At 67.1% G+C, this 18,352-nt stretch carries 20 protein-coding genes; 10 read left to right on the top strand and 10 right to left on the bottom strand.

Annotated features, from left to right (window positions below; genetic code table 11):
* The first annotated feature begins 33 nt into the window (after positions 1-33).
* Together AB0K21_RS14595 and AB0K21_RS14590 are read left to right on the top strand one after the other, a co-directional pair.
* Complete coding sequence (locus tag AB0K21_RS14595; protein ID WP_364150009.1) at positions 34-774, top strand: DUF6461 domain-containing protein; 741 nt, start codon at positions 34-36, stop codon at positions 772-774.
* A 114-nt stretch (positions 775-888) separates the two neighbouring features.
* Complete coding sequence (locus AB0K21_RS14590) at positions 889-1,299, top strand: hypothetical protein (RefSeq protein WP_364150006.1); 411 nt, start codon at positions 889-891, stop codon at positions 1,297-1,299.
* A 101-nt stretch (positions 1,300-1,400) separates the two neighbouring features.
* Here the strand turns inward: AB0K21_RS14590 and istB are convergent, their stop codons facing one another.
* Together istB and istA are read right to left on the bottom strand one after the other, a co-directional pair.
* The gene (gene istB / locus AB0K21_RS14585) at positions 1,401-2,186 is read right to left on the bottom strand and encodes an IS21-like element helper ATPase IstB (protein WP_364150003.1); all 786 of its coding nucleotides are present in this window, start codon (positions 2,184-2,186) and stop codon (positions 1,401-1,403) included.
* Positions 2,183-3,826: an IS21 family transposase gene (istA, locus tag AB0K21_RS14580; RefSeq protein ID WP_364150000.1), complete on the bottom strand. Its 1,644-nt coding sequence runs from the start codon at positions 3,824-3,826 to the stop codon at positions 2,183-2,185. The genes istB and istA overlap by 4 nt, the downstream gene beginning before the upstream one ends.
* Positions 3,827-3,974: 148 nt before the next feature.
* On the opposite strand from istA, the gene AB0K21_RS14575 reads away from it, so the two are divergent.
* The 5 genes from AB0K21_RS14575 (at position 3,975) to AB0K21_RS14555 (ending at position 7,892) form a co-directional block, all read left to right on the top strand.
* Positions 3,975-5,078 carry a methionine adenosyltransferase gene (locus tag AB0K21_RS14575; RefSeq protein ID WP_364149997.1) on the top strand — a complete coding sequence of 368 codons (1,104 nt, stop codon included), beginning with the start codon at positions 3,975-3,977 and terminating at the stop codon, positions 5,076-5,078.
* A 7-nt stretch (positions 5,079-5,085) separates the two neighbouring features.
* Positions 5,086-5,961 carry a hypothetical protein gene (locus AB0K21_RS14570; protein WP_364149994.1) on the top strand — a complete coding sequence of 292 codons (876 nt, stop codon included), beginning with the start codon at positions 5,086-5,088 and terminating at the stop codon, positions 5,959-5,961.
* Positions 5,958-6,134: a hypothetical protein gene (locus AB0K21_RS14565; protein ID WP_364149991.1), complete on the top strand. Its 177-nt coding sequence runs from the start codon at positions 5,958-5,960 to the stop codon at positions 6,132-6,134. Before AB0K21_RS14570 ends, AB0K21_RS14565 begins: the two co-directional genes overlap by 4 nt.
* 274 nt (positions 6,135-6,408) lie before the next feature.
* Positions 6,409-7,128, top strand: coding sequence for a coenzyme F420-0:L-glutamate ligase (locus AB0K21_RS14560; protein ID WP_364149988.1), 720 nt, complete (start codon positions 6,409-6,411; stop codon positions 7,126-7,128).
* On the top strand, positions 7,125-7,892 hold the full coding sequence (locus AB0K21_RS14555) for an NAD(P)-dependent oxidoreductase (RefSeq protein WP_364149985.1): 768 nt from the start codon (positions 7,125-7,127) through the stop codon (positions 7,890-7,892). Before AB0K21_RS14560 ends, AB0K21_RS14555 begins: the two co-directional genes overlap by 4 nt.
* 199 nt (positions 7,893-8,091) lie before the next feature.
* Here AB0K21_RS14555 and AB0K21_RS14550 read toward each other — a convergent pair whose 3' ends face one another.
* The 8 genes from AB0K21_RS14550 to AB0K21_RS14515 form a co-directional block, all read right to left on the bottom strand.
* Positions 8,092-8,808, bottom strand: coding sequence for a DUF6882 domain-containing protein (locus AB0K21_RS14550; protein ID WP_343965568.1), 717 nt, complete (start codon positions 8,806-8,808; stop codon positions 8,092-8,094).
* A gap of 139 nt (positions 8,809-8,947) precedes the next feature.
* Positions 8,948-9,211, bottom strand: coding sequence for a hypothetical protein (locus tag AB0K21_RS14545; RefSeq protein ID WP_343965566.1), 264 nt, complete (start codon positions 9,209-9,211; stop codon positions 8,948-8,950).
* The gene (locus AB0K21_RS14540) at positions 9,208-9,582 is read right to left on the bottom strand and encodes a hypothetical protein (protein ID WP_343965564.1); all 375 of its coding nucleotides are present in this window, start codon (positions 9,580-9,582) and stop codon (positions 9,208-9,210) included. The genes AB0K21_RS14545 and AB0K21_RS14540 overlap by 4 nt, the downstream gene beginning before the upstream one ends.
* Complete coding sequence (locus AB0K21_RS14535) at positions 9,566-10,105, bottom strand: hypothetical protein (protein ID WP_364149980.1); 540 nt, start codon at positions 10,103-10,105, stop codon at positions 9,566-9,568. The genes AB0K21_RS14540 and AB0K21_RS14535 overlap by 17 nt, the downstream gene beginning before the upstream one ends.
* A gap of 72 nt (positions 10,106-10,177) precedes the next feature.
* On the bottom strand, positions 10,178-10,774 hold the full coding sequence (locus tag AB0K21_RS14530) for a phosphotransferase (RefSeq protein ID WP_364149977.1): 597 nt from the start codon (positions 10,772-10,774) through the stop codon (positions 10,178-10,180).
* A gap of 142 nt (positions 10,775-10,916) precedes the next feature.
* A protein-coding gene (locus AB0K21_RS14525; protein WP_364149974.1) for an IS5 family transposase occupies positions 10,917-11,731 on the bottom strand; the annotation gives its coding sequence in 2 pieces (ribosomal slippage) (positions 10,917-11,368 and positions 11,368-11,731; 816 coding nt in all).
* A 126-nt stretch (positions 11,732-11,857) separates the two neighbouring features.
* A complete protein-coding gene (locus tag AB0K21_RS14520; RefSeq protein WP_364150323.1) occupies positions 11,858-12,166 on the bottom strand; it encodes an IS3 family transposase in 309 nt (102 codons plus the stop codon).
* A 214-nt stretch (positions 12,167-12,380) separates the two neighbouring features.
* Positions 12,381-12,602: a transposase gene (locus AB0K21_RS14515; protein WP_364149971.1), complete on the bottom strand. Its 222-nt coding sequence runs from the start codon at positions 12,600-12,602 to the stop codon at positions 12,381-12,383.
* 241 nt (positions 12,603-12,843) lie between these two features.
* Between AB0K21_RS14515 and AB0K21_RS14510 the strand changes: the two genes are divergently transcribed.
* From AB0K21_RS14510 to AB0K21_RS14500, 3 genes are read left to right on the top strand one after another with little or no spacing between them, the layout of a single operon-like run.
* Positions 12,844-15,402, top strand: a complete 2,559-nt coding sequence (locus tag AB0K21_RS14510; RefSeq protein ID WP_364149968.1) for a Z1 domain-containing protein — start codon at positions 12,844-12,846, stop codon at positions 15,400-15,402.
* Entirely contained in the window at positions 15,399-16,385 is a 987-nt protein-coding gene (locus AB0K21_RS14505) for a PD-(D/E)XK motif protein (RefSeq protein ID WP_364149965.1), read from the top strand. Before AB0K21_RS14510 ends, AB0K21_RS14505 begins: the two co-directional genes overlap by 4 nt.
* Positions 16,382-18,277 (top strand): hypothetical protein, encoded by a 1,896-nt coding sequence (locus tag AB0K21_RS14500; protein ID WP_364149962.1) that lies wholly within the window; start codon positions 16,382-16,384, stop codon positions 18,275-18,277. The genes AB0K21_RS14505 and AB0K21_RS14500 overlap by 4 nt, the downstream gene beginning before the upstream one ends.
* Positions 18,278-18,352: the final 75 nt, after the last annotated feature.

Genomic DNA, 18,352 nt, shown 5'->3' with positions numbered 1-18,352 from the left:
GACTATGTCGGTAGGGCCTGCCAAGATCGCGACATGACAATCGATGCGCTGACGCCGTTCCGCTGGCTGCAACCGCCGTACGGCGATCGGGGCGACCTGCTCGGCGAGATCTATTGCGTGACCTTGGTGCGTGGGCTCGACCCGGCCGAGGTGCTGCGCCGGTTCGGCGCTCGCACGAGCACGCAGATGAACTTCGCCGAGCTGAAGCTGGCAGTCTCCGACTTCACGATGGTGACCGAGGGTGGTGAGGGAGGTGGTTATGTCGGAGTGGTCGCAACCGGCGATGGGTGCGCGGCGGTGGAGCCGTGCGGCTGGTCGGGGACGGACAACCCGACGCTGGAGCGTCTGTCGGCCGACACCGACGTGGTGTCCGTCCTGCGGCATGACTATGCCTGCGACTACTTTCATTACGCCGCGGACGGCATGGTGCTCACGGCTTTCGACCCGACTTTTCCCGAGCGTCGCTCCGGTGCCGACACCGACCGGCTGGCCAGCCTCATGCGCGAGTTCGGTTTGCCTCTCGAGGAGGGCTTAAATGAGGACTGGGATCAACGCTACGACGACCTGTTCGGACATGGCGCGCGGATGTTTGCGATGGCGGCCCGCCTCACCGGCGTGACGTTCACCGCCGATCTGCTGGACGGACCGTTTTTGGTGGGCGCGATCGCCGACCTGCCACCGTCACAAGAGCCTCAGCCCGGGAAGAGCCTCGGCGCTATACTCGAGCAACTGAAAGCGGCAGGCGGCCCTGAGTCTGATCATGGCGCTGCTTAACCCCCATGGGCCTGCGGTACTGATTGGTGTGCTGGCCTATTCCAACCGCCACTACGGACACTAGGGTCGTCGGTGAGCTTGCGGAGCCACTGGCATCGCCTCGAAGATCGTCAGATGGACATGTTGCCCAAAGTCGACGCCCTGCTCGTGGTGCGTACCGACTTCTCTGACCAGGAACGATGGCAGGCCGTACGAAACACGCTCGGCGACATCGACAAGGACGGCTGGGCAAAGGAGTTCGAGGTCGTCGAGGACCCCGCCTATCAAGGCCTCACTGCGCAGCAGATCCTCGCCCTGCTTCCGGACGGCTACCAGGACCCGATCCTCGTCATCGCCGACAAGGTCACCGTCGATTCGCAGGAGATGCCGTTCCTGGTCATCGAGCTGGAATTCACATGGGAGATGCGCGTCATCCCCTCCGAGATCCCCGGGATTCACGCCAACCTCTCCATCGGCAATATGGACTTCGGCGAGTTCGCCGAGAGCGCCGACGCAGACGGCGTCTTCCGCGGGTTCCACGACTGAACCGCCACGCCTCCGGCGAGCACGGAACGTCACCAGTAGGGCCCAGGGGAACGACAACTCGCGACAGTTGAATACGCGACCCCACCAGTACCGAGCACGGGTCAGCTGGCTTGTTCGGCTCTGGCTCGGGTCTGGGCAAGGCGGTAGGAGTCGGTGCCGGTCTCGAGGATGTTGCCGGCGAAGGTAAGCCGGTCGACGATCGCAGCGCAGAGGCGCGGGTCGGTGAAGGTGCGGGTCCAGCCGGAGAAGGACTCGTTGCTGGCGATGGCGACGCTGTTCTTCTCTTCGCGTTCGGTGAGGACCTGGAAGAGAAGCTCGGCGCCGTGCCGGTCGAGTTCCATGTAGCCGAGTTCGTCAATACAGAGCAGGTCGACGCGTCCGTAGCGGGCGACGGTCTTGGCGAGGACCTTCTCGTCGGCGGCCTCGACGAGTTCGTTCACGAGCTTGGTGGCGAGGGTGTAGCGGACCCGGTAGCCCTTCATCGCCGCCTCGGCCCCGAGGGCGATGAGCAGGTGGGACTTGCCGGTGCCGGAGTCGCCGATCAGGCAGAGGGGCTGGCCCTTTTTCACCCATTCGCAAGTGGCGAGCGTGTGGATGGTAGCGGGGTCAATGTTGGGGTTGGCGTCGAAGTCGAAGGCGCGCAGAGACTTGTCGCGGGGGAACTGGGCCGCCTTGATACGACGTTCGGAGCGGCGACGAGCACGGTCATCACATTCGGTTAGCAAGAGCTCGGCGAGGAATCCCAGGTAGGACATCTGCTCGCGGGTCGCCTGCTCGGCCAGTTCGGGGAAAGCGGTGCGGATGCTGGGCAGGCGGAGCATCCGGCAGGCCTGGTCGATGGAGGCCTGGGCGGCCTGTTCGGTCATGCCGCGGTGGGGGACGCTCATGGTGTTTCTCCTTGGGCTGGGCGCTCGCCGGGCGGCCGGGCGCGTTTGAGGAGCTGGTCATAGGCCGTCACCGAGGGCAGCGGCCGGGTGTCGCGGGGAAGCTGGGCCAGGCGCCGTTCAGTTAGGAACGTCACCGTTGCCTCGTGGTTGTCGTGCTGGGCAGGTTCAGGAGCAGCTTGTTCGTCTTCCTCAGCGGCTTTGCGGGCCTCCAGAGCGACCGCATCCGCGGTGAGGGCGCCGGCCCGCAGCGCGGCGGCCAGGCCGGTAACCAGATGCTCGGTAGGAATGTGACGGGCCAGGAGCAGCACTTCGATCAGCGCGCGGGTGCCGTCGCGGTCGCCGTGGGCTTTGCAGGCCGCCGCCCACCAAGTGTCGTGAACCGGGGTGAACTTGCCCGCGGCCCGCGCCTGTTCCAGAGCGGTCGCGCCCGGCAGCGCGCCGGGCTTGCGGATCAAGACCTCCAGATAGTGGTCCAGTTCCAGGCGCCGGCCACCCTTGGCGAACAACCGATCGTGCTCGGCGACGACCTGCTGTCCGTCATAGACGATCAGGTGGGAGGCGTGCAGCATCACCCGCAGCTGGCGGCCGATGAACCGGGCTGGGACCGAGTACCGGTTCGTCCGGACGGTGATCTGGCTGTAGCGATCGACCCGGACCGGGAGCAGCAGCCCAGTCTCGAACGGCTCCTGCGAGACCGTCCGCAGCAGCGGCCGCTCGATCGCGAAGTACTCGCCAACCGTCCTGGCCCGCGCCCCGATCCGCCGTCCCTCGTCGGCCTCGTCCCAACGGTCGATCATCTCGTTCAGCTCATCCAGCGAGCCGATCTCTGGAATCGGGACCAGGTGGTTGCGGCGGAACCAGCCGATGTCGCCCTCGACCCCGCCCTTCTCGTGGGCGCCCTTGATCCCCGGCTGGCAGTAGAACGCCTCGACCCCATAGTGCTCGCGAAACGCCGTCCAGCGGGCGGACTCCGTCCGGGCCCGGGTGAACCCCAGCACCGCGGAGACCGCAGCCTTGAGGTTGTCGTAGCGGACCTTGCCCGTCGGGACTCCACCCAGCACCCTGAAAGCGTGGACGTGTCCCTCGAAGAACGCCTCCTGCCCTCCGGTGGCCAGCACCCGGTGGACTGCCTTGCCCGAATACGACAGCCGGAACGAAAACAGGAAGCACTTCACCTGCTCTCCCGCGATCCGGACCGTCACGTCTCCGAAGTCGACCTCGGCCTCGACTCCCGGCAGATGCGACTGCGGGACGAACGCCTCCGGCGGACCCCGGCCTGCCTCGACCCGGATCTCGCCCCGCCGGTGAGCGACATAGGCGCGGACGATCTGATACGAGATTTCCATCGCCTGGTGCTCATCCACCAGCCGCGCGAAGATCCGCTTCGCCGTGTGCCGCTGTTTGCGCGGCGCATCCAGGTCGGCCCGCAGCATCTCGTCGATCAGTGGTTTGAACGCATCCAGCCGGCTCGCCCGCGGCGCCATCTTCTTCCTCGGCTCCGGCCACGGCTGACGCAACGCCTCAGCCACTGTGTTCCGGCTGACCCGATACTTGATCGCGATCTGCCGACCCGACAGCCCCGCACGAGAATCCCGGCGAATCGCCGCGAATACCTCCACCTTGGACTGGGGGTGTGTCACCAGCGTCTCCTCACACGGAGTAACGCCTTGATACTCGCACCGTTAACCCTCAGGTGGCTCTGGAATTCGGTAACACGATTTCATCCCCACCGAGCGCCACAGAGCCACTGACCGACATCTGGCTCTCAAATTCACCTACAGAGCCAAAATGGCTTCCATCCGCTACAGCCTGCACTGCTTGAAGGAAGTCGGCGCGGTCCTGCACCACAACCTGGACAAGGTCGCCGTCCTCGGCGGCCGGGCCGCCTTCACCGAGAGCGGAGGCGTCTACGACCGGCCGCTACGGGTCGTCTTCGGCGGCCGGATCTCCACCAGCTTCGCCGGGCGAGAGCTTCCGGTGCGCGAGATCCTCCACCAGGCCGCCGTCGACCACCTGCGCGTCGCGCTACCAGGCTTCGACCGCGTACAGCTTCAGGTCCTGCATGAGACGACCGACTCGTCCAAATTTCCCCACTGGTTCGCCCCTCGCGGTCTGGAGGACCTGCCCGAGCGGCCGATGGCGCACTCCAACGACACCGCCTATCTCGTAGGATCGGCGCCGCGCACGAAAACCGAAACAGTCGCGCTGCTGGCCGAAGCCTGGTTCCGTTCTTGTGCGTGGGCGGGCAGCGACATCAAGGCGCTCGTCGTGCGGCGGCACGACATGTGGACGATCACCGTGTGCGTGCCTGCCCTAGCCGGCTACTTGACCAGCTCTGAGGAGTTCGATGACGCGGTCGCCACTGCGGCCGACGAGCTGACCGAGGTTCTTCGGCAACGGTTGCCGGGGCGCGTCGCGGTGGTGTGCAACACGCGCGACAACCGCACCGGCCCCTTGTCCGGGCAGTACTTCACGCTGTCCGGCTCAGCCGTCGACTACGGAGAGGACGGCTTGGTCGGCCGCGGCAACGCCCGTTCCGGGCTGATCAGCGGCGCCCATTTGGCGGGCAACGAAGCCGCCTTCGGCAAGAACCCGGCTTACCACGTCGGTAAGGTCGGCGGCTGGCTGGCCGACCAGGCTGCTCAGGCGGTGGCCACCCGGTTCGGGCCCTGCCGAGTCGGGTTGTTGTGGCGCAACGGTGCCCGCTACGACCAGCCCGCCTCCATCGAGATCACCACTGCTTCGCGAATGCCCGATTCACAGGTCGAAGCCGTGGTACGCGCCGAACTGGCCCGTACCGACTGGCTGACTGACCTGCTCGACGGCCGCTACCTGCCTTGCGTCTTGCCTGTCCAGCAGCTGCTCGCCGAGCTCGACCACGTAGCCGGTTGAGGTAGGCGTGAAGAAGGCGAGGATCGCCACCGGCCATGTATCCGCCGTCGTCGCCCTGCCCGACGACTTGGATACCACCCCCGCCTGTGCTGCCAGTCGGTCTCTGCCCGGCGGCTGGCAGTTGGGCCCGCACGGCTCCGCCTCACCGGCGACCGTTGAGGTCGCCGTCGGGGCGGCGAGCATCGCTGCCGACCCCCACACGGTGCGGCTGCGACTGCCCCGCCAGGCGGCAACGTCGGCGACCCTCGCCTACGTCGTCTACACCGCGCTCGAACGCGTCCGCCAGCAGCAGCGCATGGTCACCGTGCACGCCACCGCGCTGCACACCCCCACAGGGGCGGCGGTGCTGCTGCTGGGCGCCAAGGGATCCGGTAAAACCACCACGGCGCTTGCTCTGGCTGAACGCGGTTGGCTCCACGCCGGAGACGACCTGGTGGTCCTCGCCGAGTCGGACAACGGCGATCTGATGGTGTGGCCAGGCAAGCCCACCGCGGCCATCCGCGATCCCCTTAGAGCGCTCGCGCCTAAACCCCTACGCGACCTGGAGCCGTTCGCGGCCGCCCCGGCCCCACTGAGATGGATCGTGCGTCTGGCCGTTCACCCCAGCGGAGGCGAGGCTTCGCTGACATCGGCGGTGCCGCTGTCAGTGAACGAGCGTCTACGACTGCACGAAGGGCTGGCCCGTTACATCTCAGGCTTGCCCACCCCGCTGACCGGCGTCGCCTCAGCGCCGTACGGCCCGGTGTGGCCGCTGGACACACCGGCGTGCGCACAGTGGCGCGCCAACCTCATCGGCGCGCTGAACAACCACCGGTTCGACTACCTGTACGCCCCCACCGCCTGTGCTGCCGCTGACCTGCTCACCAAGGAAGCCGATCGATGAACGCCGTGATCCTGCCGAGCCGCAACGAGCCGACCACCATCGCCGCCGTCACCGCTGCAGTGGACGCCGCCATGGACCACTCGCGAGCCGTGATCGTCCACGCTGACTCCTCCGACACGCCACAGACCGCCGAGCATTTCACCGCCACCGGCACCCGCGCGGCGGCCGCCTGAAGAGCATGCTGGCCGCGCTGGAGAACCTCTGCCCGTTTTCCCCGAGCGGATACGATGAACACCTTTGGCCGCTGCCCGCCGCGGACGCCTGGCGCGCCGTCGCCTCCGGCACACCGGCAGCCGATGCGGCCCGCCGGTTGTGGCCGCACTACACCCAACGCGTCCGCAGCTGGCTCACCAGCAGCCAGTACGCCACCGCCCGGCAGCGTGCCCAAGAGCTCGCTGCCGCCCACGCCCGCCTGTACACCGCTCTCACCTCACCAGGAACTCCATGATGACCACTGCCTCCACCTCCGGCTTCTCGGCCTTCGCCCTGGAACCCTTCCCCGAGCTTCGGCTCGGCGACGACCTGGCCGCCACCATCACCGGCGTCATCACCCGCACCGGCGCCCAGCTGCGCGACGGTGACATCGTGGTGGTCGCCTCCAAGGTCGTGTCCCTCGCGGAGCGGCGCTACGTCGATCTCGCCGGCGTCACCCCCTCGTCCAAGGCGATCGAGCTGTCGGCCCGTACCGGCAAGCCCGCCGAGATCGTCCAGCTCATCCTGGACAACTCGACCGAGCACTTCCTGGCCACCGAGCGCGGCCCGATCATCGCCCGGCACACCCTCGGTTACCAGCTGACCTCCGCTGGGATCGATCGTGCCGGAACAAATGGCGCCTGGCTGCTGCCCGCGGACCCGGACGCCTCCGCCCGTGCCCTGCGCCACGCGCTGATCGCCTTCACCCACGCCGATGTCGCCGTCGTCATCGCCGACTCCGACGGTCGCGCCGACCGGCGCGGAGCGACCGTCATCTCGATCGGCGCCGCCGGCATCACCCCCTTGCGGGCCACCGAGCACGACGGCAAACGACAGGAGGAGACCCTCACCGACCTGATCGCCGCCGCCGCCGGGATCATCCTCGGGCAGCGCGGACGCGGCGCCCCCGTCGTCGTCGTGCGCGGTATCGCCTATACCCCGAGCAACGACGGCGTGGCGTCGATACTCCAATGAGCGGCCTCATCCTGATCACCGGGGTCGGCGGAACCATCGGCACCCGCCTCGCCGCCGACCTGGCCAAGGAGGGCGTTCGCCTGCGGTTGCTTGACCACCGCCCGCAGGTCGGCGGACCGCCCGCGGGCGCCGAGTTCGTCCAGGTCGATCTGCGCGACCAAGACGCGGTTTCGCAGGCAGCCGCCGGGATGTCCGCGATCATCCACCTCGCGGGCATCACCCAGGAAGGGCAGTTCTCCGAGATGGTGGAGCACAACATCATCGGTACCCACCACGTCCTGGAAGCGGCCCGTCGGCAGCGGGTACCGCGCGTGGTGCTGGCCGGCAGCCACCATGTCACCGGTATGAATCTCGTTGGCGACCGGCCCGAGCAGGCGTCGTCGGCTCCGGACAGTTTCTACGCCGTCAGCAAGGTCACCATGGAGGCGCTCGGAAGCCTCTACGCGCACAAGGGTGGCGTCGAGGTCGTCGTCGTACGGATCGGCAGCTACCGAACCAAGCCGAGCGAACCTCGACACCGGGCGACCTGGCTCAGCCCGCGGGACGCCACCGCCCTGCTGTACGCGGCGGCCACCCAGCCGCTGCCGAGCCCGTTTCTCACCCTGTACGGCACTTCCGACACCGCCGAACGCTGGTGGCCCCGGACCGGCTGGGACACCATCGGCTACCAACCCGCCGACACCGTCGACCAGCAGCCCGGGACGGGGCCTCTCGTCGACCGCTTCACCGGCGGCGCCTTCGCCGATGCCGAACTCCCCACATGAGCCCCCTGTGTGTCGCGCTCAGGCGGGGCACACGGGGAGCTGGTCCTCGGCTCTGCGGACACGACACCGGCTGAGGCGCGCGGCGGTTTCTGGGGTGACGTTCCCATCACCGACGTCTGGCGTCGCGGAGTGCGCCAGACCCGCCAACCCTGTTCTCCACACGCGACCGATCTTCAGCGGAGATCGTCCCGCAGAGCCTCTAGTGCTGCGACATCGAGGCGTCGATGTTGGCGACGCGGTCGTACCGGTCGAAATCCACAACCGCCTCGAAGCCCGGCCCCGACAAGGTGAGCCTCGCGAAGTCAGGGCTGAACACGGGATTGAGCTGCCGCCGCAGACCATAGCTGTGCAGCGCGCGCCGGTGGTCCGTCACCCACGTTTCGGTGAGCGCCTGCGTGATGACGCGCACCGTGCGGGGCGGGTTGGGCGGCGGCAGCCGGAAGTCCGGATGCTCGATAAGAAACGCGGCCCGAGTGCCGCCTCCGGCGTCGCCGTTGTAGGAGGTCCAGCGGCCCGTCACAGCCTTGGCGGCGTCCATGAGAAGGCCGACGACCGTGGCCGGTTCGGTGGGTGAGCCGGGCAGCACGTCGAACGGGACCTCCGCGGAGGCGAGTTCGGCGATGCCGTGCCGTTCCCCGAAGTCGCGCAGAGTCGCGGACGCAGCCACCAGCGACTCGGGAAACCCGGACGGGTTCGCCCACGCCCACAGCCACGATCGCGGGCCGGGAGCGGCTGATCCGAGCAGCTGGAAGCCGGTGCAGGTGGTCGCGCGGGGGCCGATGAAGTCGAACCGCTGCCGATGCATGTCGACGTTCCAGCTGTGGTCACCGACCAGTTCCTGAAGGTGGAGCTGGTGTTCGAGCGAGAGTATCGCCGCGTCGTCGAGAAGGTTCAGCAAAGTAATCGATTCTGGCACGCGGGCACCCTAACAGTCCTTCGCGGCCGACCCCGATCCGTGACCACTGACCTTAGTGCCGGTGAGATGGGTGGCGAGCGGGAACACGCTGCCCCGCCGGCCCTGAGTCGACCCTGCGTGTCCGCTCATGGTCGGGAGCTCAGACGGGCAGGTCCCAGCCCGGCCCGCCAGGGTCTCCCAGCCAGACACGTTGACGCTCCCCGCTCACGGTGAGCCCGTACGCCGACTGGTGCGGAGATCCCGCCTCCTGCCAGGCCAGGACGGCATCCTCGACCGCGTCCCACAACCGCAGCGGCCCGTGCTGGCGAACCGTCCACCCACCCGCCGCCTCCGGCCGGGTAGTGGCCTGCGAACCGGTCGCCACGTCCAGCAGGGCGACCTCCTCACCGCCACCCAGCTTCACAGCCGACGGCGCGGCCAGCTGTCCCGCGAACAGCCCGGCCGGATCGTCCAGGACGCGCGGATCCACCCGGCTCGCCCTGCCGTCCCCGATCCCGAGAAGGGGAGACGACATCGGGGGTGGGCTGTGAGGGCGGTCATGAAGTAGACGTCGTCCTCCAGGAACCGTCCACTCGCCGTACCGTCCTCGGCAACGGTGAGGTGCGCGAACGCCACCCCGCCCATCCATCCGGAGAGAGGAGCGGTGATCGCGCCTCCGTCGCGGACCTGCCACAGCCAGGGGATCGGGATGTAGCGGACCGAACAGGTGGCGATCAGCCGGTCGTACTCGGCGTTCCCCTCGTACCCGGCGAGACCGTCACCGACCACGAGCATGGGCGTGTACCCGACGTCGGCGAGTGCGTCGCGAGCACGCCCCGGCCACGACCCGGTCGTACTCGACCGAGGTCACGGCCCCGTCGCCGAGCCGGTGACACATCAGCGCCGTGGAGTAGCCGGTTCCGGTCCCGATCTCCAGCACCTTCTCTCCGTCGGAGATCCTCGCGGCCTCCAGCATCCGTACGACCAGGCCGGGCATCGTCGACGACGACGTGGGCGCCCCGCAGGCGAGACCGCGCGCCTCCTCGACCAGCACACCGTCGACCTGCGTTACCCACGTCTCGTCGCGGTAGACCAGCTCCAGCCATTCGTCCCCGGTCATCTCCTCACGGCGCGCCACCTCCCACCGATCGCCGTACTCGGTGGCCCTGGCGATCGCCGAACCGAGAAACGGCTCGCGCGCCACGGACTCGACCGCGTCCCGCCACGCCGGGTCGCGCAGGCATCCGGTCCGGATGAGCCGGTCGGCAAGGTCACGGCGGAGCCGCGCGGCCAGGCCGGGCGTGCCATGAGCGGTCACGGTCGTTCCTCCAGGAGCAGATCGGCGAGGGCGACCGATCCGGTGGCGTCCTCGATTGACGTGGTCAGCCGGTCAGGCAGAGCGATACCGCACCCATGCTCGCCCGGCCTCGGCGGCTCGCGCACGGAAATCGCGCCCTTCCTCCGGGCCGAACCGCGCCTTGTACAGGCGGAACAGCGTCCACAGCGCGGCCAGGCCGGTGACCGCGTCCGCGGGTGCGGACCGCCAGGCCGGTACGCGGGCCAAAAGCGCCTCGGTCCGCTCCGGGGTGTGGCCCGCCTCGATGAGACGGGGAGCGAGCATCACGGCGTCCACCCACGCGGCACCGCGCACCGCGAACGCCCAGTCGATGACGTACGACCGACCATCGTCGATCCGGAAGTTGCCCGAGTGCAGGTCGTAGTGGAGAAGGGTGTTTCCCTTCAGGGCGTCGAGGCTGAACGTGGCGAGGGCCGTCTCGTACATGGCCCGGTCCGGCAGTTCCCCGGTGAGCAGGCTCGCGGCCTTGGCCTGGAGTCCCGCGATGTTCACCGCGACCTCCGGAAACCCGCCGGGGCACGGGGTGAGCGCCTCGTTCAGGACGACCAGGGTGTCCAGCACGAGCGGCACGTCCGGTGAGCCAGGCGACAGATCGGCGTCGCGACCGTCGACGTACTCGTGCAGCAGCACGATCCCCCCTCCACCTCGCCGTTGCACCGCAAGTGGGGGGCAGGCCAGGCGGCAGTACGGTACCTGCTCGTCGTTCCCGCTCGTACAGGGACGCGGCCGGACTGGTGGTGGAGATGGCCTTAGAACTCCTAGCAAAATGGGTTCAGCGGGTGAGGCGCCGCCAGCAGATGATCACAAGCGCGAGGGTCATGAAGGCTTCGTGGATGTCGTCGCGGATTTCCCAGCGGATGCGTAGTCGGCGGAACCAGTGCAACAGCGCGATCGTCTGCTCGACCACCCAGCGGTGGACGCCGAGCCCGGAACCATGAGGAGTGCCGCGACGGCCGATGATCGGTGTGATCTGCTTGTCGCGTGCCAGGCGGCGGTAGCGATCGTGGTCGTAGCCCCGGTCGGCATACAGCCTCTGAGGGCGTCGGCGGGGCTTGCCCACCTTGCCGCGTACAGGGGGGATGGCCTCGATCAGTGGCATGAGCTGGAGAATGTCATTGCGGTTGCCGCCGGTCAGGCTCACGGCCAAAGGGATGCCGTTGCCGTCGGTGATCACATGGTGTTTCGAGCCCGTCTTGGCGCGGTCGACGGGGCTCGGGCCGGTTTTGGGCCGCCCTTGAGCGCCCGTACGTGGGAGCTGTCGATCACCGCCTTGGACCAGTCCAACTGGTTGCCGGCGTGCAACTCGGCCAGCAACAGCTGGTGGAGGCGATCCCAGACTCCGGCCTGATGCCAGTCACGCAGCCTGCGCCAGCAGGTCATGCCCGAGCCGAACCCGAGTTCCTGGGGCAGGAACTCCCACGGGATCGCGGTGTAGAGCACGAACAAGATCCCGCACAAAGCCTTGCGGTCATCGAGCCGCTTGCGTCCGGGGTGCCGGTAGCGGCGCTCTGCCTTCGGCAGCAACGGCTCGATCCGCTCCCACAGCTCATCCGCAACGATCCACGGCGGCCGCTGCCCCTTCCTCATACCTCTACAACAACCACTGAGCTGCAAAGATGCCGCTCAGCTAATTCTGTTAGGACTTCTTAAGGAAGACGGTTCCGCCGTCCTCGGTGTGCAGCCGGGCCGCGAGGCCGGGCATGAGCCTTTTGGTCACCTCGCCGGTCTCTTGGCTAAGCCCTCCTTCTTCGCCCCGGCGGTGCCGGCCGCGCAAGCCTCCTTCACGGTCAGCCAGAGCCGGTCGGGGACCTGAACGGTGAACGCCCAGCCGACCAGGTCCTCCTTGGTCGCAACGTTGACCGGGGTGCGGCGCCCTCGCCGCCGGTAAGCGCCCTGCAGCCCGGCTTGGCGCATGAGCCGCTCGACGCGCTTGCGATTCACCGCCAGGCCCAGCGTCAACTCCGCATGCACACGCGGCGCGCCGTAGCTGCCGAGGAACTCGACATGAATCTCACGAATGATTTTCGCCAGCTCGATATTCGCTTGCTCGTGGACGTGGGTCGGCCGAGCCAGTCATGACATCCAGAGCGCGATACCTTCAGCACTCGGCAGGTCACCGCGATAGGGACATCGTCGTCGGCGAGTTTACGGACCAGCAGGTATGCTGTTTTGAGAGAACGTTCTCACGCGCGAAGTAAGCAGCTGCGCATTTCAGGATCTCATTTTTCAGTTCCAACTACTTGTTCTTGCGTCGCAGCTCGGCGACTTTGGCTTTCTCAACCGTCGTCAGCCAGCTCGATGTCCGGCCCTCCTGGTCGGCGTCGGCTTGAGCCAGCCATTTTCGCAGGCAGGATCGGCTGATTCCCAGCTCTCGGGACAAGGTGATGATCGGTTCGTCACCGAGTCGGGCCAGCGCGACGGCGTGCTCACGAAACTTAGGTGAGTGAGGTACGGGCACAGGTTTTTCCCTCCCAACCGACACAGGACCGACTCAGACAAGGTATCCGTCCTGTGGGGAAAGATCAGTCGGTTGTGCGGCGGTCAACCCGCCGACTTGCGCATACCACATAATCAGGACATAACCACACAGCCCCATGACGCCTTCAGGCTGCCGAACTCCACGAGTTAAAGGTCAGCTTGGTCGCCTATGCCCTTATCCGCTAAATTTCTTTCCCAGACAGGGGAAAGGGGGAGGAACGTTGAGCCTATACACCGTCTTCGCGGACTGGGCTAGACGCCACGGCGTCGAGGCAGCCGTCGCTAGCTTCTCGGACTCGTTGCCCGAGGAGATGGTCGACAAGTTCCGAGGCCAGTTCGAGGCTGACAGAGCGAAGGTGCAGGCCGGCGGGCCTCCGATCATCACGGCCGGTTCGGACGACTGGTACAGCGGCCCGGGTGAGGCCGACCGCTACTGGCTGGCCCTGAAGGACCAGTTCAAGACCGATAAGTGGCCTGACGAACGCATCAGCTCCGTGGACCACTCATCCAGCACCGTGGTCGCCCACACCCCACGACCGGACTCTTCCACATGGGACTCCAAAGGTCTCGTGGTGGGATATGTGCAGAGTGGGAAGACCACCAACTTCACCGCGGTCATCGCGAAGATGGCGGATGTGCGGTACCGCCTGGTCATCGTCCTGTCCGGCATCCACAACGGGCTGCGCCGCCAGACCCAGGTACGACTGGACCAGTACCTCAAGGACCTCAACCCCGACCGCTGGATGACACTGACCGGTGAAACCCAGGACTTCGTCGCACAGACCATTGAGGCGTCGGCCGCGCTCAGTGAGGAGAAGACGGTCCTGGCAGTCGTCAAGAAGAACGCGGCCGTGCTGGACAAGCTCATCAGGTGGTTGGACAAGCCGAACAGCCGGAAGGCACTCGCGTCCGCCCCCGTACTGATCATCGACGACGAGGCGGATCAGGCCTCGGTGGCCACGGGTCGGATCAACCCGCTCATCCGCAAGCTCCTGAACCTGATGCCACGCTGCACGTACGTCGGTTACACCGCGACACCCTTCGCCAACGTATTCATCGACCCCACCCAGGAAGACTTATATCCGAAGTCGTTCATCCTCAACCTGCCGCGTCCCGATGGCTACTTCGGCCCCGAGAAGATCTTCGGTCGCGATGCCGTGGAGTGGGAGACTGCCGACGAGCAGGGCCCACCGGACGGTTACGACATGGTGCGCCTGGTCGCCGAGGAGGATGTCCCGCTGTTGCGTCCAGGCAGCAAGGAGTCCGCGGATGGGTTCACCCCCACCATGATCGATGAGTTGGTGACGGCTGTCCGCTGGTTCTGGTTGGCCACAGCGGCACGACGGGCGCGTGGCGACGACGGCCACAGCACGATGCTCATCCACACGTCTGTGAAGATCGCGGTCCACGAGAGCTATCGGGACCCTTTGCGGTGGCTGCAGAAGCAGACCGTGGCCAGCCTCACGGCCGGTAGTCCAGAGGTCCTCGATGAGTGGCGCAACCTCTGGGAGAAGGAGTCGTCGCGAGTGCCCGCCGAGGACTTCGACCGGAATCAGAACACCTTCGACGAGGTTCTCCCGTACCTGAGCGAGGTGATCGCCACGACGCGCGTCGTCCTCGACAACTACCGAAGCCAGGACCGGCTCGACTACTCCGACCCCTCCGTGGTCGCCATCGCCGTCGGCGGCAACACCCTCTCAAGAGGGCTGACCCTGGAAGGGCTCGTCGTCAGCTTCTTCGTCCGAGGGGCGACGGCCTACGACACTCTGCTCCAGATGGGTCGCTGGTTCGGGTACCGGACCGGGTACGAGGATCTGCCCAGAATCTGGATGACACCGAGCCTCGCAGCGGCGTTCCGCCATCTCGCCACCGTCGAGCACGAGATGCGCGACGACATCGACCGTTATCAACGGGAGAACCTGACGCCGTCCCAGGTCGCGGTACGCATTCGGACACATCCATCGCTGCGGATCACCGCCAAGTTGGGCGCTGCCCAGCCGGCCTTCATCTCCTACGCCGGGCGCCGGTTGCAGACCCGCTACTTCGAGCACCGCGACAGCGACTGGCTGGACAGCAACCGCCAGGCCGCGGAGAACCTCGTCCAGGAGGCGGTCCGGCACGGTCAGGTCGAGGACCTGGGTGCCGCCCGACTGATCCGCGACGTCCCGGTGTCGCTTGTGAAGACCTTCCTGTCCCGCTATCAGGTGCACGAGGACTCCCCGGACCTCGAACCGTCGCTCATGGTCAAGTACGTCGACCGGCAGCTCACCAGCGACCCGCCGAGCCTGGCGATGTGGTCCGTCGCCGTCGTGACCGGTGAGGGTGGGGACGCGAGACTGGGCGGTCTCGACATCAAGTACTCGATCCGATCCCGGCTGAACGACCACCACGCCGAACGCGCGGACATCAAGACGCTGATGAGCAAGCAGGACCGCGCCCTGGACCTCGGTCTGACGGCCTCGCAGGCGAGGGCGAAGAGCGAGAGCGAACTCGTCGCCCTGCGCAACAGCCACCCTGTCTGTCATGACCGCGGCCTGGTCGTCCTCTACTTGATCGACCCGACGAGCGAACCCGTCAATCAGCAGCAGAGCGGCGCCTCCGAGCATCCCCCGCGCACCGCGCTCGGCGCGGCGCAGCCTGTGGTCGGCCTTGGCATCACCTTCCCCGGGGACGTCCGGACGAAGAGCATCCAGGCTACCCACGTCGCAGTAGACCTCACCGACGTCGAGAGCGAGAACGTCGACGAGGCACTCGGCATCGACACCGAGGACCTGATATGACGGGCGTAGAACCGACCGTGCTGGAACGTGCATGGGCGGTCCTGACCCGGCCGCGTGCCAAGGAACTCGTTTCCTTTCCTCTGGACGTGACATGCCATGCGGAGCCCTGCCGCGTGGCGCTCGACGGCACAGGTGCCCGACACCTCCTCGTTCCCACCGGTGACGAGGACGTGTCCGTCGATCCCAGGCCGGCGGTGCTCAGCACCGTGGTCCGCAAGCTCAGCTTCGGCGGTGCTGCTATCGCATACGTCGACGTGTCCTGTGCGGAGCCCGATCTCTTCCCTGAGTTCAACGAGGTCGTGACCGACGTGCTGGAGGCCGTGGCGGACGCGCGGCGACCGGGGGGCGCCGCGGTCGCCGCCATCGCGCGGTGGCGGCGACTCTTCCGGAGCAGCCTGCTGCGTGGACTATCGCGTCAGGCCAAGCTGGGCCTCTTCGCGGAGCTCGCCGTGCTCTCGGCCCTCGTCGAGGCCGATCCCGGTTTCCCCGTAGATGCCTGGCGTGGGCCGCTCAACGAACCGCACGACTTCGAGGCTGCCGTCCGGTGCCTGGAGGTGAAGGGCTTGAGCACCGCAGGTGACACCATCACCGCCCACGGGTTGGAACAGCTGGGCACCCACAATGGACGACCGTTGGACCTCGTCCTACTCCGCGTCGTGAAAGATCCCGAGGGGCGGACGTTGAGCGACCTCGTCGAACAGTTACGCGGCTCAGTGGTGTCACGGGCGAGCCTCCGCACACGGCTCTCGGCGGCAGGATGGTCGGGCCAGCCGGATCGACCTGACCTGGACACGTTCGCGATCGAGGAGGTACTCAGAATCGCGGTCGGTCCGGACACGCCTCGACTCGTCCCGTCGTCCCTCGTCACTGGCTCGCTTCCGAACGGCGTAGCGGACATCCGCTATGAGATCGAACTCACCGCTCTGCTCCCGTTCAGCACCGGTGCCTCTCTGGCCGAGATCGCGGAGGAGGCGGTCAGATGAGCGCTCGTTGGTGGTCGCAGCCGTTCGCGCCGGAAGGCTCTGCGGTAGCAGAGGGTATCGTCAAGCAGTTGGGACGACCCGCGCTCGACCCGTTGACTGTTCTGGTGCGGGAGGCGGCGCAGAACAGTTGGGACGCGCATCTGTCCGACGGAGTGGTGGAGTTCCGCATCGACGTCCGTGTGCTCGGCGACGACGTTCACATCTGGCGTGACCTGCTGCTGCCGGGACCTCCGAAACAGTCGAACGTCGACCTCGATGGAGCCCTGCGCCCGGAGACCGTCGTGCTGGTGATCTCCGACCGCAACACCAGAGGGCTGGGCGGTCCGCTGCGCGCCGGTGAGCGCGCGCACGACGGAGAGACGCCGGACTTCGTGCAGTTCATCCGAAATGTTGGGGAGCCAAGCGACCACAAGTTCGGCGGGGGAACGTACGGATTCGGGAAGGGCATCTTCTACCGACTCAGCCGAGCCAGCGCGATCCTCGTGGACACGCACACCGCCGCTCACGGTCCCGACTCCCGTCGACTGATGGGCGCCGCGCTCGGTCACAGTTGTTATCTCGACGAGCGCCGTTTCACCGGCCGTCACTGGTGGGGCCTCGTGGCGACGGACGACGTGCCGGACCCGGTCGTCTCTCCTCATGCCGACGCGATCTCCAAGGCCTTGGAGTTACCGGGCTTCGACGACGGCGACACCGGCACCGATATCGTCATTCTGGCCGCCGACCTGGGAACTGTCGGATCCGAGACGGACGCTCGTGATCGGACCCCCGAGGAGGCCGCCACTTTCATCACGTCCTCCATCCTGTGGAACTTGTGGCCGAAGATGGTCCCGGACGAGGATGGACGTCACATGCGCTTCGTCGTGGGCGTCAACGGGTCGGCCGTCCCCGTGGCCGACCCTCATACCTTCGGCGAGCTCGCACCCTTCGTCGAGGCGCTGCAAGAGGTACGAGCGGGTGACGGAGTCGCGTTCTCGCGTACCGTGCCGCCAAAGCACGCCGGCACCTTCGCCATGGCCCTGGGTGTCGCCGGAGGCACGAGCACGCGCCTCCTCGTCGGTGCGGCGAAGCCGTTCGAGGGTCCGTCCCACCACGTCGCCCGCATGCGTGTCGCCGAACTCGTGGTCGATTACCTTCCCGGTCCGCCCCATCCCGACCAACGCCTCGCCTACGCAGGTGTGTTCAAGGCGTCCGAGGACGCCGACGCGCTGTTCGCCTCCGCCGAGCCGCCCACGCACGACGACTGGATCTCCAAGGGGCTGACCGGAACCGCACGAGGGGTCGTGCAGGGAGCACGCACGTTCGTACAGAAGCAACTGGACGAACGACTTGGGCTCGGACCCCAGAGCGGTGGATCAGGAGGCCAAGGACTGGGGCAGTTGTCGGCGCTGCTCGCCAGCATCGTGCCCGCGCGGATGAGCCGACGGCCGAAAGACGACGAGTCGGGCGCCGGTGGCGGCGGAACCGGCGGAATCGGCACCGGAGGTGGCGACTTCGGCGGTGGTGGACGGGGAAGTACCGGCGGCCTCGGAGGCGGTGTGTCATCGCGCCGAGGAGGACGGCCTCGACTGCACGGAACCCCGATGTTGCTGATGCACGAGGGAGAGCCTTACTTGGTCGCCGCAGTCAAAGTCCCTGCGGCGGTCGCATCGAGAGTCCTCTCTGCCGACGTCGAAGTCGTCTTGGAAGGGGGAGGCCGCGAGAGCGAGCCCCCTCTCGGTGCCGCCGTTCCGCGGATCATGCAGTGGCAGTCCACCACCGGAGTCGTCGCGCGTGGAAGGACCGTCACAGTGCCTGCGGGCGAGGAGTCGGACTGGTACGTCTACGCCACACACGTACCCGACGCTGTCGTACGCTTCCGAGTGAGTCAGGTGACGTCCGATGCTGGCTGACGTTCGTCCCTACCTGGTCCCGCGTCAGGGCACTGTGGTCTGGGAACCGTGGTTCCTCCTCGACGCGGAGGAGTG

The sequence above is a fragment of the Streptosporangium sp. NPDC049248 genome (genome assembly GCF_040678965.1).
Lineage (GTDB): Bacteria > Actinomycetota > Actinomycetes > Streptosporangiales > Streptosporangiaceae > Streptosporangium > Streptosporangium fukuiense.
Note: the sequence above shows the minus strand (reverse complement) of the source record. Positions and strands in the feature narration are given on the sequence as shown.